The sequence below is a fragment of the Paenibacillus sp. FSL R10-2771 genome (genome assembly GCF_038000205.1).
Lineage (GTDB): Bacteria > Bacillota > Bacilli > Paenibacillales > Paenibacillaceae > Paenibacillus_AQ > Paenibacillus_AQ phytohabitans.
In genome coordinates this window covers 108261-126085 of the sequence record NZ_JBBOBM010000001.1, presented here as the reverse complement: position 1 = coordinate 126085, position 17825 = coordinate 108261, and the positions used below count along the sequence as shown (strand labels likewise).

Annotated in this window: 10 protein-coding genes; 1 reads left to right on the top strand and 9 read right to left on the bottom strand. The window is 55.2% G+C overall.

Going from position 1 to position 17825, the window contains the following annotated elements:
• Positions 1-56 precede the first annotated feature (56 nt).
• The 7 genes from NSU14_RS00625 to bglB all read right to left on the bottom strand — a co-directional run bounded on the left by NSU14_RS00625 (position 57) and on the right by bglB (position 12125).
• The gene (locus tag NSU14_RS00625) at positions 57-4133 is read right to left on the bottom strand and encodes an Ig-like domain-containing protein (RefSeq protein WP_340942102.1); all 4077 of its coding nucleotides are present in this window, start codon (positions 4131-4133) and stop codon (positions 57-59) included.
• A gap of 365 nt (positions 4134-4498) precedes the next feature.
• Positions 4499-6274: a hypothetical protein gene (locus NSU14_RS00620; RefSeq protein WP_340942100.1), complete on the bottom strand. Its 1776-nt coding sequence runs from the start codon at positions 6272-6274 to the stop codon at positions 4499-4501.
• A 30-nt stretch (positions 6275-6304) separates the two neighbouring features.
• Positions 6305-7969 carry an extracellular solute-binding protein gene (locus NSU14_RS00615; RefSeq protein ID WP_076247033.1) on the bottom strand — a complete coding sequence of 555 codons (1665 nt, stop codon included), beginning with the start codon at positions 7967-7969 and terminating at the stop codon, positions 6305-6307.
• A gap of 57 nt (positions 7970-8026) precedes the next feature.
• Positions 8027-8902, bottom strand: a complete 876-nt coding sequence (locus NSU14_RS00610) for a carbohydrate ABC transporter permease (protein ID WP_340942097.1) — start codon at positions 8900-8902, stop codon at positions 8027-8029.
• A gap of 12 nt (positions 8903-8914) precedes the next feature.
• Entirely contained in the window at positions 8915-9850 is a 936-nt protein-coding gene (locus tag NSU14_RS00605) for an ABC transporter permease (protein WP_340948871.1), read from the bottom strand.
• 192 nt (positions 9851-10042) lie between these two features.
• Positions 10043-11068, bottom strand: coding sequence for an SGNH/GDSL hydrolase family protein (locus tag NSU14_RS00600; RefSeq protein ID WP_083705677.1), 1026 nt, complete (start codon positions 11066-11068; stop codon positions 10043-10045).
• The gene (bglB, locus tag NSU14_RS00595) at positions 11061-12125 is read right to left on the bottom strand and encodes a beta-galactosidase BglB (RefSeq protein ID WP_340942092.1); all 1065 of its coding nucleotides are present in this window, start codon (positions 12123-12125) and stop codon (positions 11061-11063) included. The genes NSU14_RS00600 and bglB overlap by 8 nt, the downstream gene beginning before the upstream one ends.
• A gap of 628 nt (positions 12126-12753) precedes the next feature.
• Between bglB and NSU14_RS00590 the strand changes: the two genes are divergently transcribed.
• The gene (locus NSU14_RS00590; RefSeq protein ID WP_340942090.1) at positions 12754-13554 is read left to right on the top strand and encodes a polysaccharide deacetylase family protein; all 801 of its coding nucleotides are present in this window, start codon (positions 12754-12756) and stop codon (positions 13552-13554) included.
• A 1124-nt stretch (positions 13555-14678) separates the two neighbouring features.
• On the opposite strand, the gene NSU14_RS00585 is transcribed toward NSU14_RS00590, so the two are convergent.
• Positions 14679-15740, bottom strand: a complete 1062-nt coding sequence (locus tag NSU14_RS00585; protein ID WP_340942087.1) for a hypothetical protein — start codon at positions 15738-15740, stop codon at positions 14679-14681.
• Positions 15741-16279: 539 nt separating this feature from the next.
• Positions 16280-17575 (bottom strand): homocysteine synthase, encoded by a 1296-nt coding sequence (locus NSU14_RS00580; protein ID WP_042140043.1) that lies wholly within the window; start codon positions 17573-17575, stop codon positions 16280-16282.
• Between the last annotated feature and the right edge of the window lie 250 nt (positions 17576-17825).

Here is a 17825-nt window from a genome sequence, read left to right as displayed (position 1 = left end):
TTGGCTATCGCTTAAGTGATATTGACTACGAGGCCGGGTTCATAAGTGTAGTCTGTTCAGTACCCCAGTTCTGTGCTTGCATTGCGGGAGATCAGCCCGAAGTATCCCGCTTCTCCAATCGCTCCTGCGGCGGTGTCCAGATAGTTAAAGATCTGCACCCCGTCAACCTTCAGGATCAGGCGCACCCCCCCGGACTCTTGAAAAGCGCCAAGCTGAACGCGGCTCTGCTCCCCGAAGGTTATGGCTGTATTCGGAATGGCCGGCCCGCCCAGACTGGTCAGGCCGTCAATCTTGCCATAGATCACAGTCCGCACCCCTTCGTTGAAGCGGTGCAGCTCAATACCCGATGTCCCTATAACCACCAGGTACATACTACCGGTACTATAGCTCAGTTCCTTGCTCTGATTATTCAGCATCAGGGCATACCAATTGGACGAGACCGCGCTGTCATTGATCTTCATAGTGAAATCCAGCAGCTCATTCTGGTATTTGCGGTTCTGGTAAATGACATGCCCCCCGGGAGCGCGAAGGGTCAATTGGTCTGCTCCGGTCTCCTTCAGCCCGTTGGCAGTGGCAGAGACATACCAGCCATCCGGGTCCTGTACCTCTGTCTGCAGGGTATGATCGTATTTGCTGGCTTCATTCCATACCTTAACCTCATACTGCCCCTGCGTCACGGTGCCAAGATAACCGGCTGACAGCGTCAGGGTTACCGGTCCGGTCTGATACGCCGTTAACAGGCCGTTCCCGCTGACACTGACGATGGAAGGATCACTGCTCGTATAACTGACCTCCTCCAGCTCCTCGCGGTTGCCGAACAGCGTCTCGCCGTAAGGCTGCAGCTGCATGTCCGCACCTTCATGAACATATGCCACATTACCGTCATGCCCCTCCAGGCGGACAACGGCTAAGGTGTCTCCCACGAATACATCCGTGGTGATTGTCCGCAGGATGGAGCCGTTAAGGATGCTTACGATAAGCTTCGTCTGCCCCTGGCTGAGTCCCGTCACCTCACCCGTGGTATTAACTGAGGCCACGGAGGGATCAAGAATGCTGTAATAGAAGCTGCTGGTTTCCGTGCCCAGCGGCCTGTCTTTGCCGTCCAGCGCTTGAATGGGTGCAAGTTCGCCCCCTCCAATAGCCAGCTTCAGCGGATCCAGCTTCCAGCGGCTGACCTGCCCTTCTGCTGCCCAGGCATATTCCGGCTCCAGCCCGGCCTGGTCAATGATTGGCATTGCCGCCTGAGGCCACTCTGCATCCGGCTGGACTGTATTGTCCGCAAACAGAACATTACGCCCGTTGTTGGTATAGCCGTCCGTTGTTGTATAGTTGTTCACGAAATCCACGTCATGGATCGTCGGCACATAGGCCATCGCCCAGCGGAGCGGTGAATGCCACAGCGGCGTATCCTTCAGGTCGATCACATTATGCTCAAATCTCCAGTAGGCAGAGCCTTCATCCGTGTATAAGGCAGAGTTCCCGTCCATCTGGTTGCGGATGTAATTGCCGGTGACCAGATTTTTCTCAGCCGCTGTGGCCCCGGTAGGTCCAAGACTGTAGATGGCTCCTCCATCACGCAAGCCCATTCCCATGAGATCATAGATCAGATTATTCTGAATCTTCACGTTCCGGGTAGCGGCATCGAACAGCTTATCCCAGCCATAGCCGATATGTGTTCCGCTGTAGGGCAGATTGTACATTTCATTATGGCTGATGTCCATATCTACCGGATACCCCGCAGATACGGCGCATGCCGATTTGTAGTCAATGCCGATATCATGAATCACATTGTTCAGCACATCATTATTTTTCATCAGCAGCCTGTGGTCAGCCGGGTGGTAGATCATGCGGTCCGAGGAATCCGGCTGGCCCACGTTCAGCGCGCTGCCTGAGATATCATAGAAGCGGTTGCCTTCAATTAAGCTGTTCTGAACGCCGTTCTGCATCCGTACCGCCGTAATGCCGAGCTTGGTAAATTCATTGTTGCGGAAATTCACGGTATTGGCCAGCTCCAGCATCACCGCCGCATCGGTCAGCTCATCAGGGATGGACGGATAACGCAGATGGTTATTCTGCGAATCGGAATGTCCCGCTGCCGTACTGGGGCGGTTCCAGGTGGTATACATAAACTTCAGGCCTTCAAAATTCAGATTGCGCACCGGTTCATCAGCCGATATCCCGTAAACGGTAGCAAGCTGCTCCAGCACCGGAACTACAACGTCAGCCGTTGACAGCTCCTCCCAGGCGCGGGGTTTGTAGTACAGCATGCCTTCTACCCGGTTATAGTACCATTCTCCAGGCTCATCCAGCAGCTCAAACGCATTCTCGTAGTACACGGGTACCGTTGCCGAAGTTAATCCCCGGTTGAAGACTGCGCTCCGGCCCGGCTCCTGGAGGCCGATCTGCGCTTTGCCGCCGGATGAAGTTATAGACTCCACCTTGATCCGGGAATTCGTCCACAGCTCATTGAATACCATTTCCATATCGGCAGTATTGCCCCATCCGGCCAGCTCTGTATTATCGGAGGTATAGCCGGTTGCAGTCTTCACCGGATTCACCAGTCCCGCTGCACTCCGTGCCCGGACCGCACGGATGCCATCCACGAACAGCTGGCGTGTCATAAGGCCGGTTCCGGCATTCGCCCGGTAGATGCCCTTGGCGCTGTCAAACATTGTCCAGCCCGTAATAGGCCGTCCGCCGCTGAGGGCCGCCGGCTCTCCGGGATAGCTGCGGTAAGTGACAAAATACCCGTTCGTCCCTGAATCCTCCGGTGTGAATTCCAGCGGCTCTGTCAGGGTATAGGTCCCTTGCCGCAGATTGACGATGATGTCAGAGTCCATATCCGCGTTCAGCTGGCGGACCTCAGCCTGGGCCCGGGCAATTGTCCGGAAGGGCGATGCTTCTGTCCCTTCATTGCTGTCGTCTCCACCCGGAGCAACATACAGCTCCTGTCCGGTTGTCCGGCCAGTCACAGTAACGGCTGTCTCGGCGCGCACGCTGCCGGTCTCATCCGTGACGAACACGGTAGTTGTTCCGGCGCTTACACCCGCCAGCTCTCCGTAGCGGTCAATCACGGCAATGCTCCCGTCCTCCGTTCCCCACTGGATACCAGTATCCGTATTGTCCAGTGGAGTTACCGAGGCATGTAACAGCACACGGGAGCCTTCGGGAAGCGCCTGCTCCAGCGGAGCCAGCACGATTTCCGTGATCGGATCTTCATACACGGCTACCGTAGCCGTTACCACCGGAAGCCCCTCATTGGGCTGTGCCGTCACCGTAGTGACTCCCTGGCGGATGCCTGTCACAAGACCATTGCCATCCACCGTTGCCACCTCTGCATTGCCGGTAGACCAGACAGCCGTCTGATCCGTAGCATCCGCAGGTGTGAACTGGAGCGGCAAGGGCAGCTTGGCACCTCTCCGCAGCTCGTAATTCTCTTGAGAGAAGGCTGCACTTTCCGCCTGCTTGTATCCGCTTACAATAAAATTGTCAAAGCCTATCTTGCCTATGCTGTCTTTGTAGAACCCCATATAGAAGGAGGTTAACGCTGCGCCCTCTGCCATCGGCTCCTTCGTCAGCAGCCGGCTGCCGTCAACGGACAGATCGAAGGTATGGCTGCCGCTGTCTAGGGCCAGGCGTACCTCGTACCATACGCCTGCCGATATCGGCAGCACGGAGGTCCAGGAGCCGGCGCCTTTTTTCATATAGCTGATCGCGCCATTGTTAATGGCGAACTTCACCAGCGGAACAGCACCGCTCTGCGGGGTAGGCAGGTAGATCACCGCTCCCGTCTGCTCTGCCCGGAACGAATAGCTTAACATGCTTCTGTACGTAACATCCGTAACCGATCTGCTTATACTGTAGCTGCTTGCCGTTTTGGCCGCCTGATGAAGCTCCAGCAGCCTGCCGGCATAACCTTCCCAGGACTGCACAGCAACACTCACACCCTGCGGCGGCGTCTTGATCGTCCATCCGGCCGGCTTCGCACCGGGACTATACGATTCAAAGGTCTCCTCCAGCTTATAATTACTATCCGCCCGGGCCACAGAACCAAGGTCTGCCGGGAGCAGGCCCATCAGCAGAGACATAATGATAACGCATACAAAAAACGGTTTCCGGCTTGTTTTTCTCATAATAGCCACCTTTCCGTATGGAAGCAAGTATAGCGGTTCTAGTACAACATTAGAGCTACAGAAGTGAATTCATTCAACCATGCAGCAATTTATGAAGTTTAGTTTGAAGTGAACATTCAGTGATATCAATGATAGTTGTATAATGTGCAATTAAAAACAGTCAAAAGGAAGGCTTGCCTCTTATAGCTGTAGTCTGTACAACTAAATCTGCCCGAATGGGTGAAGCCAAGGTGCAAATGGCAGTTTAATTGTATGAAATACAACTAAACAGATATTCGGTGGTTCATCAGACGATTTAGTTGTACAAAGTGCAATTAAGAGTAAGCATACGTCAGTCATTACATTAATCGGCTTGAACTGCGTTGTCACGGTGCGTAAGGATCAACAGTGAGCTGTACCGCCGGCAGATTGCCCGCCGCCAGCACAATCTCCCGCGCCCGGGCCCAAGGCTCCCGCGGCACCTCACGGTCATCCGTCTCGTAGTCATTGATCCGCACCGTATCCAGCAGTCTGCGGACATCGCCCGCTTCGGCAGCTTCGTCCAGACATATCACCGCCCAGCCCGCTTCCAGGCGGGGCTGCGCCAGAACGGTGCTGTCCCCGGAGTAGAGGACCTGGCGGAGCCTGATCCTCCCTTCCTCCCGCACCACCGTGACGGGCAGTGCGGCGCGCGCCTCCGCCCCGGCACCAATACCCCTCAGCGCTGTGACCGCCACCGCACAGCCCGGATAATGCAGCACCAGCCATTCCCGGTCCCCGGCTGTATTCATTACACGCGCTATCTCTCCGTCATAGCGGTGGATGACCCATTCATCCGCAAGCTCCGCTGCCCGGTTATGCAGCCGGGTCATGCTGCGGACCACCAGCAGGGCATTCCCCTGCTGGGCCGAACGTGTCTCCACCTCCGGGTATAGCGCTTCCGCAAACAGCGCGGGCATCAGATAGGCCGTGCGGTACTCCTCCGCCGGATGTGTCCGCACGGCTGCGGAATCATTCACGTACCAGCGGAGATAGGACACCTGCTTATCCCTTACGCTGAAGCTGACCGGGAAGCTCTGCCAGCCCAGCCCCCAGGCGGGATGCTGGTAGCTTCCGGGCATGACCGGGAAACGGTTGATGCTGCCCAGGCGGGTATGCCGTCCGATCCAGGTATAGGAACGGGAGGCATCGAAGATCCGCTCCTCAAGAATCCGGGGGACCGGCAGCGCAGACGGAGAGCCATCCCCTTGAAGAAAATCAGCTTCAAACAGGAGCAGTGTCGCCGCATCATTAAGCGAGAAGTTCTGCTCTGCCAGACGGCCCAGCCCTGTCACCCCCGCAATCGGCCACAGCAGGCTTGCCCGCTTCGTCTCTCCCCGGAAGTTATAGCTGCGGATAGACGGAACCAGTTCCTCCCCGTCATGGAAGACAAGAATGTTCTTCAGTGTCTCCATCCGTTCTGCCAGCCGCCCGGCCAGCTCCCGGTCATGCTGCTGAAGTACAGAACCGGCAATCCTCAGCGCGTTCATCATCACCCCTTGATAGACCAGGCTGATGTTCTCCCCCCAGCCCCAGCCCCGGCGGACCGTATATTCTTCCCATCTGCGGAAGTAAGCGGTTGCGGTCTCCAGATACTCTGGCTCACCCAGGAAGTGGGCGATGGCCAGCAGCATGGCGCCGTCGCTCATCGTCTTGTTCGGGTAGAACAGCTCCGGTGTCCGGCATTCCCGGGTGAACCAGGCCGCCGCATGGCTGAACATCCGCCGGATCACCTCCAGGTGACTGGCCGGCAAAACACCGGGATCACAGAGGCGTACAACGACAAGCGGCATGAGGATAAAAAACGCCGCATTCGAATCCTGAATCACGCTCTCCTCCCGGTACCAGAGGAACCCTCCATAATCCGGATGCTCCTGGTCTGTAAACTGCAGCCCCGCAATCGCTTCAAGCATCTCCAGCCCTGCCGCTTCATCTATCCGGCCCAGCAATGTGCCGTAAGCATAATACCCTGCCGAGAACCGGGCTTCGTGGCAGTACGGCAGCTTAGATACCTGCCGGGTATGACCGGGCCAATTGTAGCGCACCAGTCCTTCCTCGACCACAATATCCTCCGAGGCAGCCGCAAAGCTCTGCTCCAGAATCTGTCTAACCTGATTGTTCAACTCCGCCACCCCCTGTGTTAAGTTTCACCTTTATTCGGCCGCGCTCAATTGCTCGCCCATCTCATAAATATCCTTCAGCATAATGGCATCTGCTTTATTGTCCTGATACCAGGTTGCATAGAACTCATCGACCTTGGGTCCGCCTGCCTTGTTCCAGACCCCCTTGGCTTCCTCAATGAACTGGTCCACCGAAGCCGGATCGGAGCTGACGATAGCCTGCATGGCCCGGTCGAGGATCGTTTTATTCGCATTGGTGTTGATCTGGGTCAGATCCTGCGGCAGCAGCGGCAGGAAGGCCTTTTGCGTAATGCCGACAATCGGGCGGTCCGGGTTCATGTACAGCTTCTCGGCCATTTCATAGATTGCGATGAAATCCTGCTCAGCCGGTGTAGGGTTCACCTTGTTCTTCAGCCCGTAATTCTTGCCGATCAGCGGAGTGAGCATCCCCATATCGCGGTTGTACTCCAGCTCCTTCTTGTTCTTCTCCGGATCGATCACCTCAGCGCGGCCATCGGCTGTCTTGTTGTAATGCACGCCCTCAATACCGTTCTGAATCGTGGTGGTGTATTTCTCTGTAACCATGAAATCAATCATCTTCATCACGGATTCAGGGTCTTTGGCCGCTGCATTCACCATGCCGGTCATCTGGATCGGAGAGGTCAGCGTCGGGCTGAACTGGCCGAATTCCGTCGTCGGCAAGGCAATCGGAATCACCTCAGCTTCCGGGAAGTTCTTCTTGAGCGTCTCATAGGTGCTGACATCGGCACCGTTGCCGCCGTAAATCCCCAGCTTGCCGGAGATCCAGTCCTGCTTCTGCTTCTCCCCGTTTTTATCCGTAACGAAGTCCTTATCCACCACACCCGCCGCATACAGCTCCTTCTGGAAGGAGATAGCCGCCTTGATCCGGTCCCAGTCATGCACAACCTTGTCATTCTCCAGTACCCAAGGATATTGGTCTTCGCCGAACAGCGTAAACCCGGTGCCGAACATGTTGTTCAGAATAATTCCGGCTACGAAGCTGAGCCCGGTCCCCTGCGTATCCGCTTTGCCGTTGCCGTCCGGGTCCTGCTCAGTGAACGCTTTTGCCACCTTCAGCAGCTCCTCAGGGGTAGTGGGAACCTCTAAGCCCAGCTTCTTCAGCCAGTCATTGCGGATAAACAGGTAATGCTGTGGGCCGAACTGGATCGGACGCCCCACCGTGTACAGCTTGCCGTCCGCCATTGTGCCTGCCTTGCGCAGCGCCGGATACTTCTCCAGCATCGCCTTATATTCCGTACTGCTGCCCGCAATCAGGTCATCCAGCGGCAGGAGCTGCTTCTGGTTGTAGAGCTGTCCCTGGTAAGCGGTATCAAATTCAAAGATCAGGTCAGGGGCCGACTTCGACGCGAACAGCACATTGAACTTCTGCAGGGATTCAAAACGCGGAACCGTAACGTATTTGACGTTCACCGGCCCGTTCTCATTAACCCATTTCGTCCAGCGGTTGTCGCTCATCGTCCCCTCTTCTGCCGGTACCGTGCCGCGGTCATATAAAGAGACGGTGATGGACCCGCGTTTCCCGGAGGCTCCTTCCTTGTTCGACTCTCCGCCCTGGGAAGCAGCATTATTGCCGCCGCAGCCTGTGACAGCGATAGCGAGCATCAGGGATGCTGCACCGGCAGCAGTTGTTTTTCTAAGCCAAATGGGTTTGGACATATGAATGTGACCCTCCTATAATGATGTTCTTGTACTTACGGATATGAGCAGCAATGATCAGCCTTTGATGGCCCCGATGGTTACACCTTTGACAAAATACCGCTGCAGCAGCGGATACACAATCAGCATCGGAATGACCATAACCATAATCCCGGCGGCCTTGATGCCCTCCGGTGTAATATTGACAACCTCCTGCGAGTTCATGGTATTCAGCTCCTGCAGGACGGCCTGGCTCTTCACCATCTGCTGGATCAGAACCGTCAGATTGATTTTCTCCGGACTGTTCATGTAGATCATTACGTTGAAGAACGAGTTCCAGTAATACACGCCGTAAAAGAGTCCGATCGTCGCCAGCACAGGCAGGGACAGCGGAAGAATAATCCCCGCCAGCAGCCGCCATTCGCCGGAGCCGTCAATTCTGGCCGCTTCCACCAGTTCCTCCGGAATGTTCTCGAAAAAGGAACGCATGATCATCATATTATAAGTGCTGACCAGAGCCGGCAGCCAAAGTGCCGCGTAGGAATCGACCAGCCCGAGACTGCTGACCACGAGATAGGTCGGGATCAGGCCGCCCGTAAACAGCATCGTGAACACAATCGCCAGCGTCAGCGTGCGTCTTCCGTAGAAATCACGGCGGGACAAGGGATAGGCGGCAAAGATCGTGAACAGCATGCTGGCCGCCACACCGACCAGGGTAATCAGGAGACTGTTGCCAAAGGCACGCACCACCGGCGTTCCCTCGAACAGCATGGTATACGAGCTGATGGTGAACTCCACCGGCCATAACGTGACAAAACCGGAGAGTACGGCATCCTTGCCGCTGAGGGACAGGGAGGCCAGATGGAGCAGAGGCAGCAGGCACAGAATGCCTGAGAGCGTCAGCAGCAGATAATTGAAGCCGTAGAATACCTTTTCACCTTTTGTACTTTGCATAGTGTCCTCCTGTTACCACAAGCCTTTATTGAAACGCCGGGCAATGGCGTTAGAGATCAGCACCAGAGTCAGCGCAACGAGGGAATCGAACATTCCCAGTGCAGCGGTCAGGCTGAACTGCCCTCCCTGTAGTCCAATCGCATAGATGTACGTACTTATAACCTCGGAGATCCCCGATACAATCGAGTTCTGCAGCACGTACACATGGTCGAACCCTACCTCCATCACCCGTCCCATGGCGAGAATCAGCATGATGACGATGGTCGGGCTGATCCCGGGCAGCGTGATGTTGCGGATCTGCTTCCATTTGCCTGCTCCGTCCATACTCGCCGCTTCATAGAGGCTGGGGTCAATGGACGTCAGTGCAGCCAGATAGATAATCGCATTGAAGCCCGCATCCTTCCAGATGCCCGAGCCGAGGAAGATGGATACCCAGGACCACTCCTCGAAGAGGAACGGAAACGGCTTGCCAAACAGCTTCTCCACCAGCACATTGGCAACCCCGGTCTGGGCGAAGATCGTCACCACCAGCCCTCCGACAATGACCCAGGAGAAGAAATACGGCAGATACACTAACGTCTGAACGGATTTTTTGAAAACCTTGTTGCGGACCTCATTCAGCATAATCGCCAGGGCAATCGGGAACGGAAAGCTGACCAGCACTGACAATATACTAAGCACAAGCGTATTGCGGATAATCTGCACCGATTGTGCCTGGGTGAACAGATTGGTGAAATTGTCCATGCCGACCCACTGGCTGCCCCATACCCCCTCATAGAAGGTATAATTCTTGAAGGCAATAACCAGTCCCAGCATGGGCGTGTATTTGAAAATGATATAGAACGCGATAACCGGAACGAACATGACCCACAGCGGTAAATTGTTCTTGAACCGGCGGGTCTGCCAGAAGTGTTTGCGTTTGCTGCCCGTCTGCCGGGGAGTGTCCATCCGCAGCACCGCTTCGCTGGCTCCATTCGCTTTCATCTCGGTGCCTCCTTTCGCTTGCCTGTTTTTGCTTCTGAAAAATGTTGCTGTTGATCTGAAATGGCCGTTTCATGTCCTCACCATAGCCGCTCCGGACGGTAAGAGCAATATTCAGTTTACCTGTTAATCGCCGCTGAACCCTTATGCAGCCTGGAGTTACAGGATTCCGCACAGCTCCCGGGCCAAATTCTCCCCCATCCGGATATGTCCGTCATCCCCGGGATGAATCAGATCACAGGACAGCCCGCTAAGGTCATCCAGCACCCGGCTTCCTTCAATCAGGCTCAGCTTGGGGTGTGACAGGCGCTGTACGTGGCTGCGCAGAATCCCGTTAAACCGGATATCCTTGTCCGCAATCCCGCTGGCCGGGAAATTCGCAAAGTTGGGATAAATCGTAATTACCGCCACCGGCTTCTCCGGATGCCTGCTTACCAGCCGGTCCAGCAGATAGCCGGTCCGCTCACGGAATTCGTCCTCCGGCATATGATCGCGCATATTCACGCCCAGCTCCAGCGTCATGAAAGACCAGTCCTGCTGCTCCGCAAGAAAATCACTCATCTCCCGTTCGCACTGGCAGGAGCCGCTCATGCCCAGATTAAGCACATCGGCAGCCAGCCTTCTTGCCGCTTGGCCGATGTATGGCAGGCTGCTGTTCTCACCGTTGGTAATGGAGGAGCCGTAAGCAATCCAGCGCTTCCGGGGAGCCTCTCCTTCCTCCGGCGGGCGGAGCGGATGACCGAAGGTCTCAATGCCGCAGACCACGCAGGCATACCGTCCGAAGCATATGCGCCACACCTCCGGCGCAAAGCCCGTTCCCATCAGCAGCTGGCGGGCGGCCATCGCCAGCCGCGGCGGCTCGCTTAACTGAAGCGTGCGGATGGTCCCTGCCTGAAGCTCATGCCTGGAATGGAACAGTCCGCCCTTGAATACGGTCACACAGCCATCCGTCTCCGGCAAAGACAGGGTTACCCGGATATTCGGGGCCGCTGTGACGAAACGAAGCTCACAGCCGCCCGCTTCCCCGGCGATGAACCGGCCCCGCTCATTCAGCTGCTCCCTGACGCTGCGGGGAATACGGCGCAGATACACGCCATTCCCTGCTGCCGGCTCCAGCTCAGCGACGTTATGGAACGCAATCCGGTCCAGTCCCGGCAGCCCCTTGACCATGGCGGAATCAACCATGCTTCATCGCCTCCACCAGCAGCAGTAGCGTCATGGATTGCCCGTAGGGCATCGGGCAGATTGGAATCTCCCGGTAGTCCTGAAGCGTAGCTCCCATGCCCGTTCCGTACGATACTCCCTGTACTATCCCTTCTTCATCAATCTGGCCCAGTACATAGTGTAGAGCTTCCATGGCAGGCTGGCGGCAACTCTCATCCAGCAGTCCCTGCCGCACCGCTTTCAACATGCCGTAAGCAAAAGCGGCGGTTGCCGAGGTCTCCAGATAGGAGCTGCTGTCGTCCAGCAGGGTATGCCACGCACCTTCCGGCGCCTGCAGTTCCAGCAGCTTGCGTACCTGCCGCTCCAGCGAGGACAGCAGGAAGCTGCTCACGCCCGGCGGCAGCTCCACCATCTCCAGATAATCCACCAGCCCCGCCGTATACCAGGAGTTGCCGCGTGCCCACAAGGCCCGTGCAAAGTGATGGCCCCCCTCGAAGGTCCACCCGTGGAAGAAGAGCCCTGTGACAGGATCGGTCAGGTACTTGAGATGGACGAGAAACTGGCGGATACTCTCCTGTGTGCACTCCTCCTCCTTCAGTACAATCCCCATCCGGGCTACGAACAGCACCGTCATATACAGCGTGTCGTCCCAGAGCTGCCCGGTATTCGGGCTGCCCGTAACCTCGTGCTGAATGCCCGCTTCCTCTGTGCGGGGCATGTCATTCAGCACATAATCCAGCCATTCCCGGCACAGCTTCAGATAATCTGCGCGTCCGGTCTCCTCCGCCAGATAGCTTAAGGTAAGCATCGGGCACATGGTATTGACGTTTTTTACGGGAATGCCCCCGTCAAGCTTGTTGTCGTACCATCCGGTCAGATAGTGCAGAATCTCTTCATCTCCGGTTTCCCGGTAATAGCTGTATAAGGCGAAGAGCCCCACTCCCTGCGGCCATTCCCAATTGTCCATAGAAATAATACCGATGGGTGCCGTTTCCTGAATGGAGCCTTTCATATCCTTCATCCGCTCAATCACACGGGCAATCTGCCTTTCGAGTGCTGTACGTGATACTGCTTCCATAATGCTCCTCCTTCTTAATGTCCTGCTCTGAACCTGGGGCCATGAGCATGTGAAGCCTGAAGCCTGTTGATGACTGATTAGCCCTGTTCGCCACCCCATTGTAGTCAAGCGCCGGAATACCGTCCATTAACAAGAATCTTGCTAATCGCTTTCACTTCTGGCATTGTTCATAATGGGGCTGTATTCATCATTAGGAGGAGTACATGCTCACGTTCACCATCTCTATAGATAAGAAGCACTACAGAAATTAACGAAAAGCGAAAAGAAGCGGAGGTGAAATTTGGAACTATAGGTGCGGGTAGCGGCCGGAAGTTCAAGGGTTCACCGCTGTGACGACTAAGCTTCAAGTTCAAATCTGAAGTGCGTCTTACATAGATTGAACCTGTAAATTTTATAATGGGAGAAGTGAATCAAGTAGAAGCTCTACTGACCTTTTAAAGGACGGCATCCGTTTCAGCGGGAAGCTAAGGAATATGTATTGCGCGAAGCAAATACATTCTTAACTTTCAGGAAATGCGGAGACTGGCCGCGCCTGGAAGGCATAACCCTCCACGGAGCCGGGAGCCCATCCCAAATTACAAATTTCCAGTTCAGTCTTATAAGAGAGAAATCAGGGAGGTAACATGTAATGAAAATCAAGTTTGATCTTTTTCCGGGCGGCGTTACTAAAGCGCTCACATTAAGCTGGGATGATGGAAGAATCCACGACAGACGGCTTGTGGAGATCCTTAACCGGCACGGGCTGAAGGGCTCCTTCCATTTGAATTCAGGATTCTTCGGCAATGAAGGCTACATCACGGAAGAGGAAGTAGCTTCCCTCTATGACGGGCATGAGATTTCAGCACATACGAGCACTCATCCCTTTCTCTCCATGACCCCGCGTGAGGGCATCGCCGAAGAGATTCTGAAGGACCGCAGACATCTGGAAGCGATAGCGGGCTATCCCGTAAGGGGCATGTCCTATCCGTTCGGCGATTACAGTGATCAGGTGCTGAGCGTTCTGCCGGCGCTGGGAATCGAATATTCACGTACGGTAAAGTCCCATGGCAGCTTCAGCCTGCCGGACAACCTGCTGGCTTGGCATCCCACCTGCCATCACCGCGACATGCTGGCGCTGGGCAAGCAGTTCCTGGAGGAGCAGCCCCGGTTCTCCCATATGCAGCTTCTGTATGTATGGGGACACAGCTACGAATTCAACGACAATGATAACTGGGAGGAGCTTGAGCAGTTCGCCGCCATGATGGGCGGCCATGAAGAGATCTGGTATGCCACCAATATCGAGATTGCCGACTACTTGTCCGCTGTACAAGGACTGCGCTTCTCCGCTTCCCGGGAGATGGTCTATAATCCGTCAGCAGTGGATGTATGGATCACCGCCGGGGACGAGGCTTGCCGGCTATCCGGAGGAGCTACCGTGCAGCTGGGTTAGGAATTGCTGTGGGTATGTTAGGGAGCCGATCCATGGCTTTTGAGCATTCGGCCGGGGGCGCGGGCGCGGTTGCTGGCGCGGCCGGGGGCGGGCTCAGACACAGTTGCTGGCGCGGCCGGGGGTGCGGGCACAGACACGGTTGCTGGCGCGGCCGGGGGCGGGCTCAGACACAGTTGCTGGCGCGGCCGGGGGCGGGCTCAGACACGGTTGCTGGCGCGGCCGGGGGCGGGCTCAGACACAGTTGCTGGCGCGGTAAGGAGAAATTGTTGTATAAATTGCAACTTTGATTCATTAATCCGGGGCGTTTGAGAGGATTGTTGTACAAAATACAAGAATTCTCTCACTGAGCGGCTTTGGTGATGAGAAATGCTGTATTTCATACAACAATCCATAGTTATAGCCGATTTATCGCAGAGAATGTTGTATTTAGTGCAGGATTTTAGTAGTAAACGCACGCCGTAACGCATTCGTAATAAAACCAGCTATTAACCGCACCAGTTATGTCATAGGTACAGTTACAGTTACAGTTACAGTTACAGTTACAGTCATAGTCATAGTTACAGGCGTAGTTACAGTCATAGGTACAGTCATAGGTACAGTTAGAGTCACAGTCACAGTTGCCGGATTTCTGCCACAAACGTGGTTTGATTTAGCTAAGTCTATTAATATCTGCTTCATTTAGCCAGAACTCGATTTGCAAACCTGTTGGACTGAAACAGATGACGATTTGGACTTGAATCTCAGGATAGCGAAATTCCCTTATACCTTAGTGACTTTTATTCCCTTCTTTCTGTGAGCATAATAAAACCCGATTCCAACGCAGCCTGGATGGCTGGTGGAATCGGGTTATTATTATAGTAGATGCGCTTAGGCACTGAGGGTCTACGGTAAGGGTAGTGATGTCGGACGGCGGCATAGCTAGATTCACGGTGCGCTTGATAATGCAGATACTTATAGCTCGCCGTAACAGATTGAACACGACGAGTGATTCAGATGGATTCGCGGCTGTGAGCAGCAGAGGCCTGATTATCGGCGCGTGACAGTGGTGATGCTTATGGCGTTAGCAGCAGTTTGAGTGAGATGAGCAGCATGGATAGATTGGGCACAACCGGTCTAACCGGCTGCTACTGCCATCCTCCGGCGGCAGCATCTATATTGTCCTGCCGGGCGATCCACGTCAGGCAGGCCGCCCGGAGCAGCGCTTCGGTCCGCTGGGCCGCGCTGCAGAAGATCCCGCTCAGGCCGATCTGATACAGATCGGCCAGCGCGTACGCCGCCGGTGCCCCCGCGGCGAGCACGGCCGCCGCCGGCTTCACCCGGCGCACGGCGGCTAACACCTCAGCCGCCGCTGTGGCGAAGCCCTCGGCGGCGCTCTCCTCCAGCGCGGCTTCACCGGCCGCGCCGTCCAGCACCAGGAAATCGGCGATACGCGCGATTTCCCCCGCGGCAGCGCGCCCCACCTCGGGGAGCAGAAGCGCCCCGATGCGGCACGCTGCCGCGTAAGCGTGGCCGAGGGTCTGTTCGGCCACGCCCTCAATGAATTCGCGCTGTGCCGCGAATTCGGCTGCGCTGGCGGGGTATGGCGCCAGCAGGTCCACGCGGCTGTCGCCGCCCAGCCGCTGGCTCTCCGCCACCGCGGCGAACAGCGCTTCAAGCTGCGCATCCTGCAGCGCGGCCAGTCTTGCCGGGCGAGCGGCAAGCTCCGGCGTATAGGGCAGAGCTACTGCGGCCCAGACACCGTCCGCCGACTCCAGAAGTGTGGCAGCGGCAGCCCGCAGCCGGTAATAAATCCGCTGCAGGATACGCTCGGCCTGCCCCTCATCCCCGCAGGACATCCAGCTCGAATAGAGTGCGGCAAGCTCCGGCTCCAGCAGCCATTCCTCGCTGCGGATCAGACAGGGACCAGCAGGGTAAATGCCGGGCTCCTCCCGAAGAAGGGACCGGTCGCCCAGTCCATCGCGCAGCACCAGAAAAGCCGGACGTTCACCGGGACGGCGGAAATAGGTCCGGCTCATGTTCCCGTTACTCTTACGCCGCTCCCCGTCGGTAAGAAATTCCGCTGCAGCGGAAGCTACAGATGCAGACTGGCTCATCTCCATGCCAATAGTCCGGTCGCCGGCATTATACTTGAACGGGCGCTCCTCATTATTTTGATTCTGATCCTGCTGACGTTCACCCTTCATCATCGCACCCACCTTTTTAACTTTGGATTGCTGCCGGCACTGCTTCCCTTATGGCGATGCCACCGGCATTTTACGATGCTTCAATCTATAAATACTGGCAAAGGTCCCGAAATATGCAAACGGTATCAAATGAATACAGCGCAGCCCTATAAACCTGTGATTTTACCGATTTAAAATACCGGAACCATTCCTTTTTCCCGCCAACAGCACTTATACTATTCTGGATTAGAGTCTTATGGAATGCTATGACGGAATACCATTACAGTTTGCTCAAATCTCCTGAACAGACCCAAACTGTTATCGTTAAATATCGTGTAGTTACTTTAGGGGAAAGTTTCTTTTTCTTACACCCGAACAGGTCCCGGGAATCGGCTATCCCCAATGGAACAATGAAAAGGAGCTTATTTTCAGTACAGTAACGGAGAGAAAAAGGCACAATTCAATTGAATTGTGCCCTCAGGTTAAAACATAGCAATATTATACTGTACATCCTTATACCCTTGGAAATCGCCGGACGATACTTAGCCGGACGATACTTAAATTTACGGCTGCTGGCTGGCAGCGATTGCCTGCTCCAGATCGTAGAGGATATCATCAATCGACTCCGTACCAATGGACAAGCGCAGCAGCTCCGGAGTAACCCCGGCCGTAATCTGCTCTTCGTCTGACAGCTGCTGATGTGTAGTGCTTGCCGGATGGATGATCAGCGACTTGGAATCACCGACATTGGCCAGATGGGAGAACAGCTTCACATTCTCAATCAGCTTGACGCCTGCCGCTGCTCCGCCTTTGATTCCGAAGGTAAGGATGGCACCCTGCCCCTTGGGCAGATATTTCTTCGCCAGCTCATAGGACGGATGACTCTGCAGCCCGGCATAGCTTACCCACTCTACAGAATCATGCGCTTCGAGATACTGGGCTACCTTGAGGGCATTCTGGCTATGGCGTTCCAGACGCAAATGCAGCGTTTCGAGTCCCTGCAGCAGCAGCCAGGAATTGAAAGGCGAGATCGCCGCGCCGAGGTCACGAAGGAGCTGTACGCGTGCTTTTATGATATAAGCAATAGGTCCTACAGCTTCAGTGTAGACTACCCCATGATAACTTGGGTCCGGTTCTGTAAGTCCGGGGAACTTGCCGCTTGCCTTCCAGTCAAACTTGCCGCCGTCCACAATAATTCCGCCGATGGAGGTGCCGTGGCCGCCGATGAACTTGGTAGCCGAATGCACTACTATATCCGCCCCGTGTTCAATCGGACGCAGCAGGTACGGGCTTGGGAAGGTATTATCGACAATCAGCGGAATCCCGTGCTCATGGGCGATAGCCGCCACTGCTTCGATATCCAGCACGTTACCCTGCGGATTGCCGATGGTTTCGGCATAGAGCGCTTTGGTTTTGTCCGTAATCGCTGCCCGGAAGTTCTCCGGATTGTCCGAATCAACAAAATGCACCTTAATCCCCAGCTTGGGCAGCGTCGTGGAGAATAGATTATACGTCCCGCCATAGAGGCTTGCAGAGGAAACAATCTCATCTCCTGCACCGGCAATATTCAGAATAGAGAAGGAAATAGCCGCTGCTCCGGAAGCTGTCGCAAGCGCACCCGCCCCGCCCTCCAGCGCGGCAAGGCGCTGTTCGAACACATCGGTGGTCGGGTTCATCAGCCGGGTATAGATGTTGCCGAACTCCTTAAGCGCGAACAGATTGGCAGCATGCTCTGCATCACGGAAACCGTAGGATGTGGTCTGATACAGCGGTACAGCACGGGCTAAAGTAGTTGGATCAATCTCCTGGCCTGCATGAACGGTTAAGGTTTCAAATGACAGCTTGCGCTCTTCTGACATGGGGTATTTCCTCCTCTAAAGGTATAATGGCAAAGGTTAACAATTAAGAATTGTACCTATTCTCTCACAAACCATGTCATTTGGAAAGATAAAATTCTCATTATTTCCCTATGTTTTATTAGTTTAATAAAAGGATAATTCAAGCCTGTTTCTCGGGCCACAACAAAAAATCCCTCCGCAAGCAGCGAGAGCCGGAGAATAACGTTATCCGTTTTAAATTTTTGTGATAAATCCACCCTTATTTCGACCC